Consider the following 16,136-nt stretch of genomic DNA (forward strand, 5'->3'; position numbering starts at 1 on the left):
GCGGGCGCAGGAAATTTGAGAGGAGCTGTCCTTAGTACGAGAGGACCGGGATGGACGCACCGCTGGTGTACCAGTTGTCTTGCCAAAGGCATCGCTGGGTAGCTATGTGCGGACGGGATAAGTGCTGAAAGCATCTAAGCATGAAGCCCCCCTCAAGATGAGATTTCCCATAGCGCAAGCTAGTAAGATCCCTGAAAGATGATCAGGTAGATAGGTTCGAGGTGGAAGCGTGGCGACACGTGGAGCTGACGAATACTAATCGATCGAGGACTTTTCCTAGGCGATTTGTACGGTTACAATACTTATTATCCAGTTTTGAAAGAACAATTCTTTCAAACTTCATAGTCTGGTGGCGATAGCGAAGAGGTCACACCCGTTCCCATACCGAACACGGAAGTTAAGCTCTTCAGCGCCGATGGTAGTTGGGGGTTTCCCCCTGTGAGAGTAGGACGTTGCCAGGCACTAACAAAAAGAACAGCTTAGGCTGTTCTTTTTTTGTGTGAAAAATGAGAGAGTGGCTTTAGAAAACCATAAAAATAGATTCGCATATTTTAAGAGAAAGTGGAGATACTACCAAGTAGGAGGTGGGGAAGATGAAAAAAACGATGGAACAGCATATTTGTATGGTATGTGAACAAAATAAGCAGGAAGGTATTTATATTTATCAAGCTTTCATATGTAAGGAATGCGAAAAAAAGGTGCTTCAAACAGAACCCGAAGAAGAAGCTTATGTTCATTTTGTAAAGAAAATGAGGAAAATTAGAATCCCCTCTGTTTTTTCGTGAGAATTCTATGGTAGGCTAGTAGAAAAGTATAGAAAAGGACAGGATCTATAGTGACTCAAGGACGTATTCCGCTTATTGAAGCTCTGCAGCGACATATCGATCAGAAACCGCTGTCTTTTCATGTTCCTGGACATAAAGGTGGGCAAGTATGGATGGATGGCCATGCTGGAGATTTTCAGAAGCTTTTAGCTTATGATCAAACTGAAATCTCAGGATTGGATGATTTTCATTCTCCAGAAGGATGTATTCAAGAGGCTCAACGATTATTAATAGATTTGTATCAAACGAGGAAAAGTTATTTTTTAGTGAATGGCAGTACGGTGGGGAATTTGGCCATGATTTTATCTATATGTGAAGAGGGTGACCTCATTTTTGTCCAGCGTAATTGCCATAAATCTGTTTTAAATGCATGTAAGCTTGCCAAAGTGACACCTGTATTTTTAGAACCTGAATATGATGCTTCGTTCAAAGTGGCAAGCGGTGTCAGTTTAGATACGGTTGAGCAAGCATATAAGGAATATGATTCAGTGAAGGCGATCGTTTTAACGTATCCCAATTATTATGGGATGGCTACAGCGATTGAGCAGGTGATAAAGGTTGCACAGAAAAATGGCTCTTTCGTGTTAGTCGATGAAGCTCATGGGCCACATTTTGTTTTAGGAGAGCCATTTCCTAATAGTTCATTACAGTGGGGAGCGGATCTTGTTGTGCATTCGGCTCATAAAATGTTGCCGGCGATGACAATGGGATCTTTTTTGCATGTGAATTCGTCTAGAGTACCATTAGAGAAGCTTGAGTTTTATTTACAGGCGTTGCAATCTAGCAGTCCATCATATCCTATTATGGCTTCTTTAGATGTAGCAAGAGCGTTCTTAAAAGGGTTCTCGCATGAGGATGTGGCTTTTACGCTAGAAGTGAAAGCTATTTTGGCTGAGAGATTGCAAGGGAAAGGACTGGAGATTTTGCTACCGGATGATCCTTTGAAATTGTTGCTGCGAAAACAAGGATACACGGGATATGAGTTGCAAAATCATCTAGAATCAGCAGGGATTTATTCAGAGCTCTCAGATGCTTCACAAGTATTATGTACGTTCCCTTTGTTGAAAGCAGGAAGCAGTGATTACATCGAGCTAGCTAAGTGGAAAATCGATGGACTCATTTTACACGAAAAACAATCTGTTTCTGAGGTTGTAGATTATAGATCTCCTGTAAAAAAGACGTCTATGTTAATGATTTCTTATAAGGAACAAGAAAAGCTTCCTAGAATGTGGATACCTTTAGCTGAAGCAGTTGGTGAAATTGCAGCGGAGACCGTGATTCCTTATCCACCAGGTATTCCTTTATTAATCACTGGAGAGCGAATAGCAGTAGAGCAAATAGCTGCTTTGACTCAATTGCTTGAACAGCAGGTACATATTCAAGGAGGCCAGCAATTAAATGAAAGACAGATTGCGGTATATCGAACATCTCAAGTTTAAAGATATTTTTAGCTTATTCATAAAGTTAGTTCATGTTTCGGAGGTTAAAGGATGAGGAAAGGGTTATTTATTACAGTAGAGGGACCTGAAGGGGCTGGAAAGTCGAGTATGATGCAAAGGCTAATTCAGCAGCTTGAAGAGGAAGGGTTTCGCGTAACAGGAACACGCGAACCAGGTGGCATCTCCATTTCTGAACAAATTCGTGAGGTGATTTTAAATAAGGAAAATACGGAGATGGATGGACGAACAGAGGCACTTTTGTATGCGGCAGCAAGAAGGCAGCATCTTGTAGAGAAAGTAATGCCTGCACTATTAAGAGGAGACATCGTCCTTTGTGATCGTTTTATTGATAGCTCTCTTGCTTATCAAGGGTATGCGAGGGGGCTGGGGATAGAAGAAGTATTTGAAATCAATCGCTTTGCTGTAGACGATGTGATGCCAGATTTAACATTATTGTTTGATGTCCGTCCAGAAGTAGGGTTAGCAAGAATTAATGCTCATGTAGAAAGGGAAGTCAATCGACTTGATTTAGAATCGATTCACTTTCACGAAAAGGTGAGAGAAGCATATTTGCTTTTAAGTGAAAGGTTTCCGGATCGAATCGTTAAAGTAAATGCAGAAGCGTCTGTCGAAGAAGTGTTCCATCAAAGTATGACTTATATTTTGGAGCGAATTAGAGCGACCGAGCAATAATTAAGATCATCTAAATTTCTTTTCTTCTCTGCGGTTGTTTCAGTTTCTTGGTATAATGAAAGAAGGAGAATTGGAAAGAGGAGGGGGAATTATGAAATTAATCTTAGCGGTTGTGCAGGACCAAGATAGTCATCGCTTATCACAAGCCTTAATTGATCATAATTTTAGAGCAACGAAGCTTGCTTCGACCGGCGGTTTTTTAAAAGCGGGGAATACAACGTTTATTATTGGAACGGATGACATTCGCCTTGATAAAGCTTTAGAAATCATTAAAGAAAATTGTCAATCAAGAGACCAAATGGTAGCACCTGTGTCACCGATGGGTGGAAACGCGGATTCTTATGTCCCTTATCCTATCGAAGTACCTGTAGGTGGGGCCACAGTATTTGTCTTACCAGTAGAACAATTCCATCAATTTTAATAGGGGATAGCTCATATGAAGATTGAAAAAGACATACATTTTAATATTGACAAGCCGCGAAACGACCAAAAGATTAGTTCAAACGGACAATCTAAATTTTCGACAATGGTTCAACAGCATGGGGAACAATTGAAAACCGATCAAATTCAGCGGCTATTAACGGATATTGAAGGGGCGGGAGAGCGACTAGCTCGTTCCCGGACATTCCAAGATTTAGCGAAGTATAAAACGCTTGTTCGTCGATTTATTCGAGAAACAGTTGACTTTGGCATGAACTTGAAAAACTCTCACACATGGAATCAGTTTGGAGAAGGACGGAAATTAAAGTTAGTAGAGACGATCGATGAGAAATTAATTGAGTTAACAGAAGATGTTATGAATAAGGAAAAGAAGTCGGTCGATCTGCTTGGACAAATAGGAGAAATTAAAGGATTAATTATTAATTTATACACGTAGGCAGGGATGTACATGTCTGAGGTATGGAAAGAATTAAATGAATTACAGCCGGTTGTGCTCAGAATGTTAACAAATAGCCTAGAAAAAAAGCGAGTGGCTCATGCTTACATTTTTGAAGGTGATCAAGGAACAGGGAAGAAAAATGCGGCCCTGTTTTTTGCGAAAAGTTTGCTTTGTGAAGAACAAGGAACGATGGCTTGTGAGGCATGCAGCAACTGTCGTCGGGTGGAAAGCGGGAATCACCCTGATGTTCATTATGTTGAACCAGACGGCTTATCAATCAAAAAGCAGCAAATTACTTTTTTACAGCAGGAGTTTAGTAAAACAGCTGTAGAAGCACAGAGAAAGATTTATATCATTCAACATGCCGATCGAATGACAGCTAGTGCAGCCAATAGTTTATTAAAGTTTCTAGAGGAACCAAACTCTGATACCGTCGCTTTATTATTGACTGAGCAAGTTCAACGCATGTTGCCAACAATTATTTCTCGTTGTCAGCTTCTTGTTTTTAAACCCTTACCACCAGAACTTCTTCAAAATAGGCTGAAAGAAGAAGGGGTTTCTATGCCTATGGCCTCATTAGTGGCTAAGCTAACCAATAACTTTCAAGAAGCACTCGAATTAAGTCGTGAAGAGTGGTTTGCACAGTCACGTACAATAGTGTTAAAATTATACGAAGTCCTTCAAAAAAATCCACTAGAAGCAATGGTGAAATTACAAGAGGACTTTAACGGGCATTTTAAAGATAAACAACAAGTTAATCAAGCGCTTGATCTGCTGCTGCTGCTTTTCAAAGATTTGTTGTCGTTGCAGACAGGAAAAGAAACGGGTCTTGCTTTCCCGGATCAGCTTGCTTTACTTAAACAAAGCGCTCTACAATCTTCTGCCAAAAGAGTGACAGAGCAAATGACAGCCATTTTAGAAGCGAAGCGCAAGCTTGATGCCAATATGAATCCACAATTGTTGATGGAGCAGCTTGTGTTGAATTTACAGGGGGGAGCATCCTTTGTATGATGTAGTCGGAGTCCGCTTTAAGAAAGCGGGAAAAATATATTATTTTGATCCAGTCGAGCTAAAGATTGAAAAAGACGACCATGTGATCGTTGAAACAGTTAGAGGCGTCGAACATGGACAAGTGGTTGTCGGAATGAAAAAAGTGGAGGAAGAGGATATTGTTCTTCCTTTAAAGAAAGTAATTCGTATCGCTGATCAGAAAGATCGCCTCATAGTGGAGGAAAATAAATTAGCGGCGCAAGAAGCTTTTGAAGTATGTTGCGGAAAAATTATCGAACATAAGCTGGATATGAAGCTTGTAGATGTAGAATATACATTTGATCGCAATAAAGTGATTTTTTATTTCACAGCTGATGGACGAGTGGATTTTCGAGAGTTAGTGAAAGATTTAGCTGCTATTTTTCGGACGAGAATTGAGCTTCGCCAAATTGGTGTTCGCGACGAAGCGAAAATGCTCGGAGGAATCGGGCCGTGTGGTAGAATGCTTTGTTGTTCAACATTTTTGGGTGATTTTGAACCAGTCTCCATTAAAATGGCGAAAGATCAAAATTTATCATTAAACCCCACAAAAATTTCAGGCTTATGTGGCAGACTCATGTGTTGCTTGAAATATGAGAATGATGAATATGAAGCGGCGAAAGAAATCCTTCCAGATGTCGGTGAAAAAGTAAATACCCCTCATGGCTTTGGGAAAGTAGTGGGGTTAAATATTTTAGAACGAGTTCTTCAAGTAGAAGTATTCGAACAAGAGCGGGTGCTTGAATTTACGATGGAAGAAATTACGACAGAAGGCGCCATTTCAGCACAAGCCACAGAGTAATGGGGTGGAATGAGTGGATAAAAAAGAGTTCTTCGATTCAGTCAGCGATATGGAACTACAAATTGGCCAATTGTATAAACGGCTCGGTGATTTGAAAAAGAGTTTGGCAGAAATACTAGAAGAGAACAACTCATTAAAGCTCGAAAATGAAAACTTGCGACGTAGGTTAGCAGAGCTAGAATTTTCTCGAAGTCAAGCCGCTCAAGAAAAAAATGGAGAGAATAACAACACAAGTCCTTCAAAGTTGATGGATATTGGAGAAGGTTATGATAATCTCGCTAGGCTTTATCAAGAAGGGTTTCATATTTGCAATGTTCATTTTGGTAGTCCGCGTAAAGACGAAGATTGCTTGTTTTGTTTATCGTTTTTAAATAAAAAATAATGTATGTATTGAGGCTGTCCAAAAGGCCAGTGCCAAAACTTCCAAACATGAGAAGAGAAGGCCTGTCAGGGGCAGCCTTTATTTTTAGGCTTTGTTAAATAATAATGTTGATTTTGATGATTTTCGCTTCTTTCAAATGAGTCAAAAATCAACACTACACTTTAATATTATTAGCATAATGGAGGAAAGAAAGAATGGTCACATTGAAAGGTGATGAAAGGCTGGATTATTTGTTGGCAGAGAAGTTGAGAATTATTCAAAGTCCAACTGTATTTGCCTTTTCATTAGATGCGGTACTTCTTGCTAGATTTGCTTCAATTCCATTAAAGAGAGGATCAATCATTGATTTATGTTCAGGCAATGGTGTGATTCCTTTACTCATGAGTGCTCAGACGAAGATGCCAATTACGGGAGTAGAAATACAAGAACGACTGTATGATATGGCCATTCGGAACGTAGAGTATAATCAATTGCAGGAACAGATTACAATGGTACATGGTGATTTAAAAGATGCTCCAAGTACGTTAGGCCGTGAAAAACATAATCTTGTTACCTGTAATCCTCCTTATTTTCTATCGTCATCCCGTGAGATCATCAATCCGAATGAGCATTTGGCTATTGCTCGTCATGAAATATGCTGTACGCTTGAGGACTGCATTCGTTCAAGCAGTCAGCTATTAAAGCAAGGTGGAAAAGCTGCCTTTGTTCATCGACCTGGAAGGCTGCTTGACTTAGTGACATTAATGCGAAAGTATCGTCTTGAACCAAAGCGGCTTCGTTTTGTATATTCAAACCAAGGGAAAGAAGCGAATACAGTGTTGATTGAAGGCATAAAAGATGGTGCACCAGATATCAAAATATTGTCTCCTTTGTATGTGTACGATCAACAAGGAGAATATACGGAAGAAGTTAGAGAGATGTTATATGGAAGAGAGCAATAATCATTATTTTTATGTGCTTGAGTGTCGGGATGGTTCTTTCTATGGTGGCTATACAACGAATGTAGAAAAGCGTGTCAACACGCACAATGCCGGCAAAGGAGCGAAATATACACGCGGAAGAGGACCAGTACGTCTAATTCATTTTGAAACTTATCCTACTGTTACCGAAGCGATGCGAGCGGAGTATGCTTTTAAACAATTAACGAGAAAGAAGAAAATGGACTATTTACAAAAGGGGGGAATATGGAAATGATTAATAAACAAAGAAGCTTTGCAAACGAGGAAGAAGGGGTGCTTTATTTAGTACCTACTCCTATTGGGAATTTAGAGGATATGACCTTCCGTGCCATTCGAATCATGAAAGAAGCAGCTGTAATCGCAGCGGAAGATACAAGAAATACGAAGAAGCTTTGTCATTATTTTGAGATCTCCACACCCATTACGAGCTATCATGAGCATAATAAAGAAGTAAGTGGAAAAGCACTATTAGAAAGAATTCTCAAAGGAGAGAAAGTGGCTCTTGTGAGTGATGCCGGGATGCCTTCTATTTCTGATCCGGGCTTTGAACTTGTTGTCGCCGCGATTGAAAAAGACATCACAGTCGTTCCGCTTCCTGGAGCGAACGCTGCGTTAACCGCATTGGTTGCTTCTGGGCTAGCACCGCAGCCTTTTTACTTTTATGGCTTTTTAAGTCGAAATAAAAAAGAAAAGAAAGCTCAGCTAACTCAGTTGAATAAGAGCCGTGATACTTTTATTCTTTATGAATCGCCTCACCGACTGAAAGATACGCTTCAAGCAATGGCAGAAGTGCTCGGTGAACATCGCAAAATTGTTTTATGCCGAGAGCTGACAAAGAAGTTTGAAGAGTTTTTGCGTGGGACGATTGCAGACGCGATTCACTGGTCAAAAGAAGAAAATATTTTAGGAGAGTTTTGTTTAATTATTGAAGGCAATGTAGAGGTTGAGGAAGAAGAAAGTGAACAGTGGTGGATGAATTTATCAATAATTGAACATGTGGACCATTACATAAATGAACAATCCTTGTCCTCTAAGGAAGCGATTAAACAAACGGCAAAAGATCGCGACTTACCAAAAAGGGAAGTGTATCAGTCGTATCATGTCGAATTGTGAAGATCTCATTTATAATAAAAGAAACGAGCCTACTAAAGGCTCGTTTTTTATAATGAATCAATTATTTTGCAGTTTCAAATGAAGCAGCGATTTCTTGCATTAATTGCTCTGCACCTTCGCGGCTAAGAATTAATTTTCCACCAGCAAGTTTTATGTTGTCGTCAGAAACTTCACCAGTGATTTGGCAAGTCATGCTTGGCTTATATTTCTTTAAGATGATTTTCTCATCATCTACATAAATTTCTAATGCATCTTTCTCAGCAATTCCTAATGTACGACGAAGTTCAATTGGAATAACTACGCGTCCTAACTCGTCAACCTTCCGAACAATACCTGTTGATTTCATAATAAAATCACTTCTCCCCTCAAAATGTAAGTTTTTATAAACTAGCTATTTGCTTTATAGTCGTCATAATTCGACATTTTTTTTATTTATGAATATATCATACCAACCTTTCCCATGATCGTCAACAAGAAAATGTAATTTTTCTATTAAATGTAATGTTGTTAAACCCTTGATACATAAGGAATTTGAAGGGAAGGATGAAAAATTTTAAAGATTTTGTCGAAAAAGTAATGAAAATGTAATTTTTGTCGACAAAATTTGATGATTGTTTCATTTTTGGGAAATTAAATAGAGAATAATAGATTAAATATTTACAATTACTCTTGAATAAGAGAAAATGAAGAGAGTGGGTTCTTTACCAACTATGTATATTCATTTCATCAAAGAGGTAAAATGTTAGTAAAAATCAATAGTAAATGCCCATATGGCAGTGCGTAAATGGAAGCTCTCGACCGCTGGTGAGGGCTTTTCTATATAAATATCTATATGTCTATAGGAGGTTTAGGAAGTGAAGGATCAGTCTAATACATTTTATATTACAACGCCTATTTATTATCCAAGTGGTAATCTTCATATCGGTCATGCTTATACGACGGTTGCTGGTGATGCAATGGCTCGCTATAAACGACTGCGTGGTTTTGATGTGATGTACTTAACAGGAACAGATGAGCACGGCCAGAAAATTCAACGCAAAGCGGAAGAAACAAATGTAACCCCACAGCAATATGTGGATCATATTGTCGAAGGTGTTCAAGAGTTATGGAAAAAGTTAGATATTTCCTATGATGATTTCATTCGTACGACGGAAGAGCGGCATAAGAAAATTGTCGAAAAGATTTTCAAGCAGCTACTAGACCAAGGCGATATTTATTTGGATGAATATGAAGGCTGGTATTGTACGCCATGTGAATCTTTCTTTACTGAAAGACAGCTTGAAAATGGCAATTGTCCAGATTGTGGTCGATCAGTTGAGAAAGTAAAAGAAAAATCATATTTCTTTAAAATGAGTAAATATGCGGATCGATTATTGAAGTTTTATGAAGAGAATCCTGAATTTATTCAGCCGGAGTCTCGTAAAAACGAAATGATCAATAATTTTATTAAGCCTGGTTTAGAAGATTTGGCTGTCTCACGGACGACGTTTGATTGGGGAATTAAAGTACCTGGAGACCCAGAGCATGTTATTTACGTATGGATTGATGCCTTATCGAACTATATTACGGCTCTTGGTTATGGAACAGATGATAAAGAGAAATATCAAAAATATTGGCCAGCCAATGTTCATCTTGTAGGGAAAGAAATTGTCCGTTTCCATACGATTTACTGGCCGATTATGTTAATGGCACTGGACTTACCATTGCCGAAAAAAGTGTTCGCTCATGGCTGGTTATTAATGAAGGATGGAAAAATGTCGAAATCGAAGGGGAACGTTGTAGATCCCGTCACATTAATCGATCGCTACGGCTTAGATGCCCTTCGTTATTACTTGCTACGTGAAGTGCCATTCGGTTCAGATGGCGTATTTACGCCAGAGGGCTTTGTGGAACGCATCAATTTCGATTTAGCCAATGACTTAGGCAATTTATTAAACCGTACAGTGGCGATGATCAATAAATACTTCGATGGCATTATTCCAGCGTATAAAGGATCAGAAGGTGAATTTGATCAACAGCTATTACAAACAAACAAAGAAACGGTAGAAAAATACGAAGAGGCGATGGAGAACATGGAATTCTCTGTTGCTTTATCAGCTGTTTGGCAACTGATTAGTCGAACAAATAAATATATCGACGAAACGCAGCCATGGGTGTTAGCGAAAGAAGGAGAAACAGAAAAACTAGGTCACGTCATGGTTCATTTAGCGGAATCTTTAAGACGAGTCGCTGTTTTATTACAGCCATTCTTGACACAAACACCGAAAAAGATTTTTGAACAGCTTTCGATTGTAGAAGCAGAATTAACTGCATGGGAGAGCTTAGCTCAATTTGGTATGATTCCTGAGGGGACAACTGTTGTCAAAAAAGGTCAACCAATTTTCCCACGCCTTGATTTAGAAGAGGAAACGAACTTTATTAAAGAGAAGATGCAAGGAACTCCAGCGAAGGAAGAAAAGAAAGAAGAAGAACCTTATGTTGAGCTTGCGGATGAAATTACAATTGATGACTTTATGAATGTTGATTTGCGTGCAGCGACGGTACTCGCAGCAGAACCAGTGAAAAAAGCAGATAAATTATTAAAGCTTCAATTGGATCTAGGTTTTGAAAAACGACAAGTCGTTTCAGGAATTGCGGAGTTTTATAAACCAGAAGAGTTAGTTGGACGTAAAGTGATCGTGGTTGCGAACTTAAAACCAGTGAAGCTTCGTGGTGAGCTTTCTCAAGGGATGATTTTAGCTGGTAAGAAAGATGGCGTCTTATCTTTAGCAAGTATCGATCCATTTTTACCAAACGGTGCTCGGATTAAATAATTTTGTTTTTTGAAAGCATAGAATGTTTCACGTGGAACAAAAATTCGACGAGAACTTCTATGTTTTTCTTTTCAGAAAGGATGACTAGAATGCTTTTTGACACGCATGTACATTTAAATGCAGAGCAATATAATGAAGACGTAGATGAGGTAATTCATCGCGCGAAAGAAGCTGGTGTAACGAATATGATTGTTGTCGGTTTTGATCGCCCAACGATTGAAAAAGCGATGGAACTTGTCGAACAACATGATTTTTTATATGCCAGTGTCGGCTGGCACCCAGTAGATGCAATTGATATGACAGCAGACGATCTTAGCTGGTTAGAAGAACTGGCGAAACGTCCGAAAGTGGTTGCCCTTGGAGAAATGGGATTAGACTATCATTGGGATAAATCACCCAAAGACGTGCAAAAGGAAGTGTTTCGTCAGCAAATTCGCCTAGCAAAAAAGGTAAAGCTACCGATTATTATTCATAATCGAGAGGCGACAGAAGATACTGTCGCTATTTTAAAAGAAGCAGGTGCCGATGAAGTGGGTGGAATTATGCATTGCTTTACCGGCAGCGTCGAAACAGCTAAGGAATGTGTGGAAATGAATTTTTATATTTCCCTCGGTGGGCCAGTGACATTCAAAAATGCGAAAAAGCCAAAAGAAGTCGCGGCAGATATTCCGCTTGATAAACTGTTAATTGAAACCGATTGCCCATACTTAGCTCCCCATCCTTATCGTGGCAAACGAAATGAACCTGCCTTTGTCAAATTAGTGGCTGAACAAATTGCCGAATTAAAAGGACTTTCCTATGAAGAAGTAGCGAAGGCAACAAATGAAAATGCGTTAAAATTGTTTCACATCGAACCACAGGAGAAATGAAATGAAAATCAAAGAAATTATTGTCGTAGAAGGCAAGGATGATACAGTAACGATCAAACGAGCGGTTGATGCGGATACAATTGAAACAAATGGCTCGGCTGTGAACATGGCTACCATTGAAAAGATCAAGCTGGCACAGGAATCTAGAGGCGTGATTATTTTTACTGACCCTGATTTTCCGGGGGAGAAAATTAGAAAGTTTATTTCCGAACATGTGCCGAACTGCAAGCATGCTTTTTTACCGAAACATCAAGCATTGCATAAACGAGGCAAAGGTGTTGGCGTGGAGCATGCATCTATAGAAGCGATTCGTGAAGCATTAAAGGACGCACAATTAATGGAGCGAGAAGCAGCAGAACAAATTACGAAAGAGGATTTAGTAGATGCTGGATTGGTTGGTGGAGCACAGGCGAAAGAAAGAAGAGAAAAGCTTGGCGAAAAGCTGCGAATTGGCTATACTAACGGCAAACAGTTGCACAAGCGTTTGTTAATGTTTCAAATTACGAAAGCGCAATTTGCCAAAGCATTAACAGATGTGCTACAGGAGGAAAATGAATGAAAGACATTGCGACTCCTACGCGTACGAAAGAAATTCTACAGAAATATGGGTTTTCTTTCAAAAAAAGCTTAGGACAAAATTTTTTAATAGACCCAAATATTTTACATCGAATTACGGAAACGGCTGAATTAACGAAAGAAACTGGAGCGATTGAAATTGGCCCAGGAATTGGCGCTTTAACGGAACATTTGGCGAGAAAATCAAAAAAAGTAGTGGCCTTTGAAATTGATCAGCGGCTACTGCCGATTTTGGAAGATACACTTTCTCCATATGATAATGTGAAAATTGTTCATGAAGATGTGTTAAAAGCAGACGTTGTCAACATTTTTCAAAGCGAATTTAGCGATTTGCAGGATGTCATGGTTGTAGCGAATTTGCCGTATTATGTGACCACACCGATTATTATGAAGCTGCTTGAAGAAAAACTGCCGATTAAAGGCATGGTCGTCATGCTTCAAAAAGAGGTAGCTGATCGTATATCCGCTCGTCCGGGTACAAAAGCATACGGATCTTTGTCGATTGCTATTCAATATTACATGGAGGCTGAAACTGCGTTTATTGTGCCTAAAACCGTGTTTATGCCACAGCCCAATGTCGACTCTGCTGTGATCAAGCTCATCAAAAGAGAGAAACCTGCAGTAGAAGTGGATAATGAAGCCTTCTTCTTTACCGTTACACGTGCTTCATTCGCTCAACGCCGAAAGACGATTTTAAATAATTTAACCAATCAATTACCACAAGGAAAGATGCATAAAGAGCAAATTATTCAAGCGTTACAACAAGCGGATATCGACCCTTCTCGACGGGGAGAATCGTTGTCGCTTGCTGAATTTGCTCGTTTGTCCAATCAACTATATCCCATCTTTCAATAAAACAACACGCTAAAGATCATCTCACGAGGGGTCTGGCGCTTATAAGGATATCTAAACTCTAGATATTGCTTATAAGCGTCAGACCCCCTTTGTTTTTAATCTTTAAGAGCCAATATGCCTATTGTTGCATAGGATAGGAGGAAGAGTAAAAAAGCAACGGGGATGATTAATGTGACGATTCAAATCAATTCTATTGTCAGCCGTCCATCATATGGAAATGATATTTTATTTAGAGTGACAGCAATTCAAGAAACGAACAAAGGAAAGCAAGCCATTTTGTTTGGTGAGGATTATCGATTGATTGCAGATGCCCCGTTATCTGATTTAATGGAGGTGGATTCTGACGAGCGCGAGCGAATAAGGGATGATACGAAGCGGTTAGAAGAGCAATCATTACATTTATTTCGACAAGAATTAGAGTTAATTAAAGAACGACAGGAGTACAGGGCGACCAGCTGCTATCGTGAAGAAAATGATGTGTTTCAAATACCCGGAAGAGTGTTGCACTTAGATGGAGATTCTAATTATTTAAAGAAATGTTTGGTCGCTTATGAAACGATCGGACTCCCTGTGTACGGTGTTCATTGTTTGGAGAGGGAAATGCCAGAAAAAGTGTCTGATTTAATGGATCAATATCGACCGGATATATTAGTCATTACAGGACATGATTCTTATTCCAAAGTAAAAGGGAAGAAATCAGACCTCGAGGCGTATCGGCACTCGAAATACTTTGTGCAAACTGTCAGAATCGCTCGAAAGAAAGTTCCGCATCTTGATCAGCTTGTGATTTTTGCTGGAGCTTGTCAATCTCATTTCGAATCCATGATCAGAGCAGGGGCTAATTTTGCCAGTTCGCCCTTTCGTGTGAATATCCATGCGCTAGACCCTGTATACATCTCTGCCAAAATTGGCTTTACACCTTTTAATGAAATGATTAATGTTCGAGAGGTGTTACGAAACACATTAACTGGAGATAAAGGGCTTGGTGGAATTGAAACGAGAGGGCTACTACGGTTAGGGATGCCTTTTCATCAGGCAAATGAAGAATAATGCAGAACCGAATTTATTTGTCATGAATAGATGAAAGTTGGGTAGGCTAAATATATGGTGAAAAAAGCAGAGTTTTGTAAAACAAAAAACGTTGACAAGAAGGGGTGTTGGTTGATAAAATTATTTATTTGTTTGACTTGAATCTTTATATGTGTTATAATTCAACTAGTGAGGTGGAAGCGGATGCCAAAAACATTAGCCGACATTAAAAAATCTCTTGATTCTAATCTGGGCAAAAGACTGTTGCTAAAAGCAAATGGAGGGCGCCGAAAAACGATTGAGCGTTCCGGTGTATTAGCTGAAACCTATCAGGCAGTTTTTGTTGTTGAATTAGACCAAGCGGAAAATGCGTTCGAAAGAGTTTCTTATAGCTACGCAGATATACTTACAGAGACAGTAGAATTAACATTTGAAGATGCAGCAGGAAGTGCAGTTTAAGTTGGCAGTGGACATTTTGTTTACTGCTTTTTATTTTTGTCTATTTACTCTTTCCATCCTTTCCCGCTTATTTTCTGTTAGAGGCCGGAGAAGCTATAAACAGGCGGTAAAAGGAGGAGAACAATGGGTAGAAGACGAGGTGTCATGTCTGACCAATTGAAAGAAGAGCTTGCGAAAGAGTTAGGGTTTTATGATACGGTTCAACGAGAAGGCTGGGGAGGAATTACCACTCGAGATGCTGGAAACATGGTTAAACGTGCGATTGAACTAGCAGAAAACCAGCTTGCTAACAAACGCTGACGCTTTTCACCACTTCTAAAATAAAAGCCGCCCGAGAACCGGAATTTTCCGGTTCTCTTTTTTATATGACAGCTTTTCATAGTAAAAAAGAAATGTTAAAATACCATAATCCAAAAATCTATATGGACTTTATGATAAAATAAGACAAACTGTAATGTGCACAAAAGTAGGTGGCCCATAGTGAAGATAATGATGAAAGCACCAGCGAAAATTAATTTAACACTCGACGTATTATATAAACGAGACGACGGGTATCATGAAGTAGAAATGATTATGACAACTGTCGATTTAGCTGATCGGATAGAGTTGGAACCTTTATCAGGAGATAAAATTCGCATTATCTCTCATAACCGTTTTGTTCCTGATGATAGTCGAAACCTTGCTTATCAGGCAGCTCAGCTTTTGAAAGACCGCTTTAACGTTCGTTCCGGTGTAGCTATTGGAATTGAAAAAGTGATTCCTGTAGCGGCTGGACTTGCAGGAGGAAGCAGTGATGCCGCTGCTACGCTTAAAGGGTTAAATCAATTATGGAATCTTGGACTGAGCTTAGATGAATTAGCTGAGATTGGAGCGGAAATCGGTTCTGATGTCTCTTTTTGCGTATATGGGGGAACGGCCTTAGCCAAAGGCAGAGGAGAGAAAATTCAACACTTGCCTGCTCCGCCTAATTGTTGGGTGGTACTCGCTAAACCAACTATTGGTGTATCAACGGCTGAAGTTTATAAGAATTTAAAATTAGAGGGATTGAAACGCCCAGATACAAAAGCGATGCTAGAGGCTATTCATACACAAGATTACGCAAGCGTCTGCACGAATGTAGGGAATGTGTTAGAGTCTGTTACCTTAAAGCTGTATCCAGAAGTTGCCCTTATTAAAGAACAAATGGAGCGCTTTGGTGCTGATGCTGTATTAATGAGCGGTAGCGGTCCGACTGTATTTGGACTGATTCAGCATGATTCAAGAATGCACCGAGTGTATAATGGCTTAAGAGGTTTTTGCGACCAAGTATATGCTGTGAGATTGTTAGGTGACGGAAATCCTGTTGATTAAAGCCGTATATTAAGATATATTTAATATTAAATATTCGGTTTTACTCCTTAGGAGGGCAGAAGTA

General features: G+C 39.5%; 20 protein-coding genes and 2 rRNA genes (1 of these 22 only partly in view). 21 read left to right on the plus strand and 1 reads right to left on the minus strand.

Features of this window, described 5'->3' with window-relative positions; genetic code table 11:
• The 13 genes from WDJ61_RS00165 to rsmI all read left to right on the plus strand — a co-directional run.
• Positions 1 to 279: ribosomal RNA gene (locus WDJ61_RS00165) — 23S ribosomal RNA — on the plus strand (it extends 2,654 nt beyond the left edge of the window).
• A 66-nt stretch (positions 280 to 345) separates the two neighbouring features.
• A 5S ribosomal RNA gene (rrf, locus tag WDJ61_RS00170) occupies positions 346 to 461 on the plus strand.
• A 132-nt stretch (positions 462 to 593) separates the two neighbouring features.
• The gene (locus tag WDJ61_RS00175; RefSeq protein ID WP_338752474.1) at positions 594 to 785 is read left to right on the plus strand and encodes a sigma factor G inhibitor Gin; all 192 of its coding nucleotides are present in this window, start codon (positions 594 to 596) and stop codon (positions 783 to 785) included.
• Between the two features lie 50 nt (positions 786 to 835).
• Positions 836 to 2,263, plus strand: a complete 1,428-nt coding sequence (locus WDJ61_RS00180; protein WP_338752476.1) for an aminotransferase class I/II-fold pyridoxal phosphate-dependent enzyme — start codon at positions 836 to 838, stop codon at positions 2,261 to 2,263.
• A gap of 51 nt (positions 2,264 to 2,314) precedes the next feature.
• On the plus strand, positions 2,315 to 2,956 hold the full coding sequence (gene tmk, locus WDJ61_RS00185; RefSeq protein WP_338752478.1) for a dTMP kinase: 642 nt from the start codon (positions 2,315 to 2,317) through the stop codon (positions 2,954 to 2,956).
• A 91-nt stretch (positions 2,957 to 3,047) separates the two neighbouring features.
• Entirely contained in the window at positions 3,048 to 3,377 is a 330-nt protein-coding gene (locus tag WDJ61_RS00190) for a cyclic-di-AMP receptor (protein WP_094835030.1), read from the plus strand.
• Positions 3,378 to 3,392: 15 nt separating this feature from the next.
• The gene (locus WDJ61_RS00195; protein ID WP_338752484.1) at positions 3,393 to 3,833 is read left to right on the plus strand and encodes a YaaR family protein; all 441 of its coding nucleotides are present in this window, start codon (positions 3,393 to 3,395) and stop codon (positions 3,831 to 3,833) included.
• 12 nt (positions 3,834 to 3,845) lie between these two features.
• Positions 3,846 to 4,847 (plus strand): DNA polymerase III subunit delta', encoded by a 1,002-nt coding sequence (gene holB, locus WDJ61_RS00200; protein WP_338752486.1) that lies wholly within the window; start codon positions 3,846 to 3,848, stop codon positions 4,845 to 4,847.
• Positions 4,840 to 5,667: a stage 0 sporulation family protein gene (locus WDJ61_RS00205; RefSeq protein ID WP_338752488.1), complete on the plus strand. Its 828-nt coding sequence runs from the start codon at positions 4,840 to 4,842 to the stop codon at positions 5,665 to 5,667. Before holB ends, WDJ61_RS00205 begins: the two co-directional genes overlap by 8 nt.
• 13 nt (positions 5,668 to 5,680) lie before the next feature.
• Complete coding sequence (gene yabA / locus WDJ61_RS00210) at positions 5,681 to 6,049, plus strand: DNA replication initiation control protein YabA (RefSeq protein WP_338752490.1); 369 nt, start codon at positions 5,681 to 5,683, stop codon at positions 6,047 to 6,049.
• 194 nt (positions 6,050 to 6,243) lie between these two features.
• The gene (locus WDJ61_RS00215) at positions 6,244 to 6,990 is read left to right on the plus strand and encodes a tRNA1(Val) (adenine(37)-N6)-methyltransferase (protein WP_338752492.1); all 747 of its coding nucleotides are present in this window, start codon (positions 6,244 to 6,246) and stop codon (positions 6,988 to 6,990) included.
• The gene (locus WDJ61_RS00220) at positions 6,974 to 7,243 is read left to right on the plus strand and encodes a GIY-YIG nuclease family protein (protein WP_338752494.1); all 270 of its coding nucleotides are present in this window, start codon (positions 6,974 to 6,976) and stop codon (positions 7,241 to 7,243) included. The genes WDJ61_RS00215 and WDJ61_RS00220 overlap by 17 nt, the downstream gene beginning before the upstream one ends.
• A complete protein-coding gene (gene rsmI / locus WDJ61_RS00225; RefSeq protein ID WP_338754634.1) occupies positions 7,243 to 8,121 on the plus strand; it encodes a 16S rRNA (cytidine(1402)-2'-O)-methyltransferase in 879 nt (292 codons plus the stop codon). The genes WDJ61_RS00220 and rsmI overlap by 1 nt, the downstream gene beginning before the upstream one ends.
• Before the next feature lie 61 nt (positions 8,122 to 8,182).
• Here the strand turns inward: rsmI and WDJ61_RS00230 are convergent, their stop codons facing one another.
• Complete coding sequence (locus WDJ61_RS00230) at positions 8,183 to 8,467, minus strand: AbrB/MazE/SpoVT family DNA-binding domain-containing protein (RefSeq protein ID WP_338752496.1); 285 nt, start codon at positions 8,465 to 8,467, stop codon at positions 8,183 to 8,185.
• A gap of 508 nt (positions 8,468 to 8,975) precedes the next feature.
• Here WDJ61_RS00230 and metG point away from each other — a divergent pair.
• The 8 genes from metG (at position 8,976) to ispE (ending at position 16,072) form a co-directional block, all read left to right on the plus strand.
• Positions 8,976 to 10,934, plus strand: a complete 1,959-nt coding sequence (gene metG / locus WDJ61_RS00235; RefSeq protein ID WP_338752498.1) for a methionine--tRNA ligase — start codon at positions 8,976 to 8,978, stop codon at positions 10,932 to 10,934.
• Positions 10,935 to 11,023: 89 nt separating this feature from the next.
• The gene (locus WDJ61_RS00240; RefSeq protein ID WP_338752500.1) at positions 11,024 to 11,803 is read left to right on the plus strand and encodes a TatD family hydrolase; all 780 of its coding nucleotides are present in this window, start codon (positions 11,024 to 11,026) and stop codon (positions 11,801 to 11,803) included.
• 1 nt (position 11,804) lies between these two features.
• A complete protein-coding gene (rnmV, locus tag WDJ61_RS00245; protein ID WP_338752502.1) occupies positions 11,805 to 12,362 on the plus strand; it encodes a ribonuclease M5 in 558 nt (185 codons plus the stop codon).
• Positions 12,359 to 13,234 carry a 16S rRNA (adenine(1518)-N(6)/adenine(1519)-N(6))-dimethyltransferase RsmA gene (gene rsmA / locus WDJ61_RS00250; RefSeq protein WP_338752504.1) on the plus strand — a complete coding sequence of 292 codons (876 nt, stop codon included), beginning with the start codon at positions 12,359 to 12,361 and terminating at the stop codon, positions 13,232 to 13,234. Before rnmV ends, rsmA begins: the two co-directional genes overlap by 4 nt.
• Before the next feature lie 171 nt (positions 13,235 to 13,405).
• Complete coding sequence (gene yabG / locus WDJ61_RS00255; protein WP_338752506.1) at positions 13,406 to 14,284, plus strand: sporulation peptidase YabG; 879 nt, start codon at positions 13,406 to 13,408, stop codon at positions 14,282 to 14,284.
• A 183-nt stretch (positions 14,285 to 14,467) separates the two neighbouring features.
• A complete protein-coding gene (gene veg / locus WDJ61_RS00260) occupies positions 14,468 to 14,722 on the plus strand; it encodes a biofilm formation stimulator Veg (RefSeq protein ID WP_094835017.1) in 255 nt (84 codons plus the stop codon).
• Positions 14,723 to 14,845: 123 nt separating this feature from the next.
• Positions 14,846 to 15,022 carry a small, acid-soluble spore protein, alpha/beta type gene (locus tag WDJ61_RS00265; protein ID WP_094835016.1) on the plus strand — a complete coding sequence of 59 codons (177 nt, stop codon included), beginning with the start codon at positions 14,846 to 14,848 and terminating at the stop codon, positions 15,020 to 15,022.
• 189 nt (positions 15,023 to 15,211) lie between these two features.
• Positions 15,212 to 16,072 carry a 4-(cytidine 5'-diphospho)-2-C-methyl-D-erythritol kinase gene (gene ispE / locus WDJ61_RS00270; protein WP_413789075.1) on the plus strand — a complete coding sequence of 287 codons (861 nt, stop codon included), beginning with the start codon at positions 15,212 to 15,214 and terminating at the stop codon, positions 16,070 to 16,072.
• The last annotated feature ends 64 nt before the right edge of the window (positions 16,073 to 16,136 follow it).

The sequence above is a fragment of the Bacillus sp. FJAT-52991 genome, from assembly GCF_037201805.1.
Classification (GTDB): Bacteria; Bacillota; Bacilli; order Bacillales; family Domibacillaceae; genus Bacillus_CE; species Bacillus_CE kandeliae.

Excerpts from the sequence above, each read along its gene's own strand:
- WDJ61_RS00175 (WP_338752474.1), top strand. The coding sequence starts at position 594 with ATGAAAAAAACGATGGAACAGCATATTTGTATGGTATGTGAACAAAAT.
- tmk (WP_338752478.1), top strand. The coding sequence starts at position 2,315 with ATGAGGAAAGGGTTATTTATTACAGTAGAGGGACCTGAAGGGGCTGGA.
- WDJ61_RS00190 (WP_094835030.1), top strand. The coding sequence starts at position 3,048 with ATGAAATTAATCTTAGCGGTTGTGCAGGACCAAGATAGTCATCGCTTA.
- WDJ61_RS00195 (WP_338752484.1), top strand. The coding sequence starts at position 3,393 with ATGAAGATTGAAAAAGACATACATTTTAATATTGACAAGCCGCGAAAC.
- holB (WP_338752486.1), top strand. The coding sequence starts at position 3,846 with ATGTCTGAGGTATGGAAAGAATTAAATGAATTACAGCCGGTTGTGCTC.
- WDJ61_RS00215 (WP_338752492.1), top strand. The coding sequence starts at position 6,244 with ATGGTCACATTGAAAGGTGATGAAAGGCTGGATTATTTGTTGGCAGAG.
- WDJ61_RS00220 (WP_338752494.1), top strand. The coding sequence starts at position 6,974 with ATGGAAGAGAGCAATAATCATTATTTTTATGTGCTTGAGTGTCGGGAT.
- WDJ61_RS00230 (WP_338752496.1), bottom strand. The coding sequence starts at position 8,467 with ATGAAATCAACAGGTATTGTTCGGAAGGTTGACGAGTTAGGACGCGTA.
- WDJ61_RS00240 (WP_338752500.1), top strand. The coding sequence starts at position 11,024 with ATGCTTTTTGACACGCATGTACATTTAAATGCAGAGCAATATAATGAA.
- rnmV (WP_338752502.1), top strand. The coding sequence starts at position 11,805 with ATGAAAATCAAAGAAATTATTGTCGTAGAAGGCAAGGATGATACAGTA.
- rsmA (WP_338752504.1), top strand. The coding sequence starts at position 12,359 with ATGAAAGACATTGCGACTCCTACGCGTACGAAAGAAATTCTACAGAAA.
- veg (WP_094835017.1), top strand. The coding sequence starts at position 14,468 with ATGCCAAAAACATTAGCCGACATTAAAAAATCTCTTGATTCTAATCTG.
- WDJ61_RS00265 (WP_094835016.1), top strand. The coding sequence starts at position 14,846 with ATGGGTAGAAGACGAGGTGTCATGTCTGACCAATTGAAAGAAGAGCTT.
- ispE (WP_413789075.1), top strand. The coding sequence starts at position 15,212 with ATGATGAAAGCACCAGCGAAAATTAATTTAACACTCGACGTATTATAT.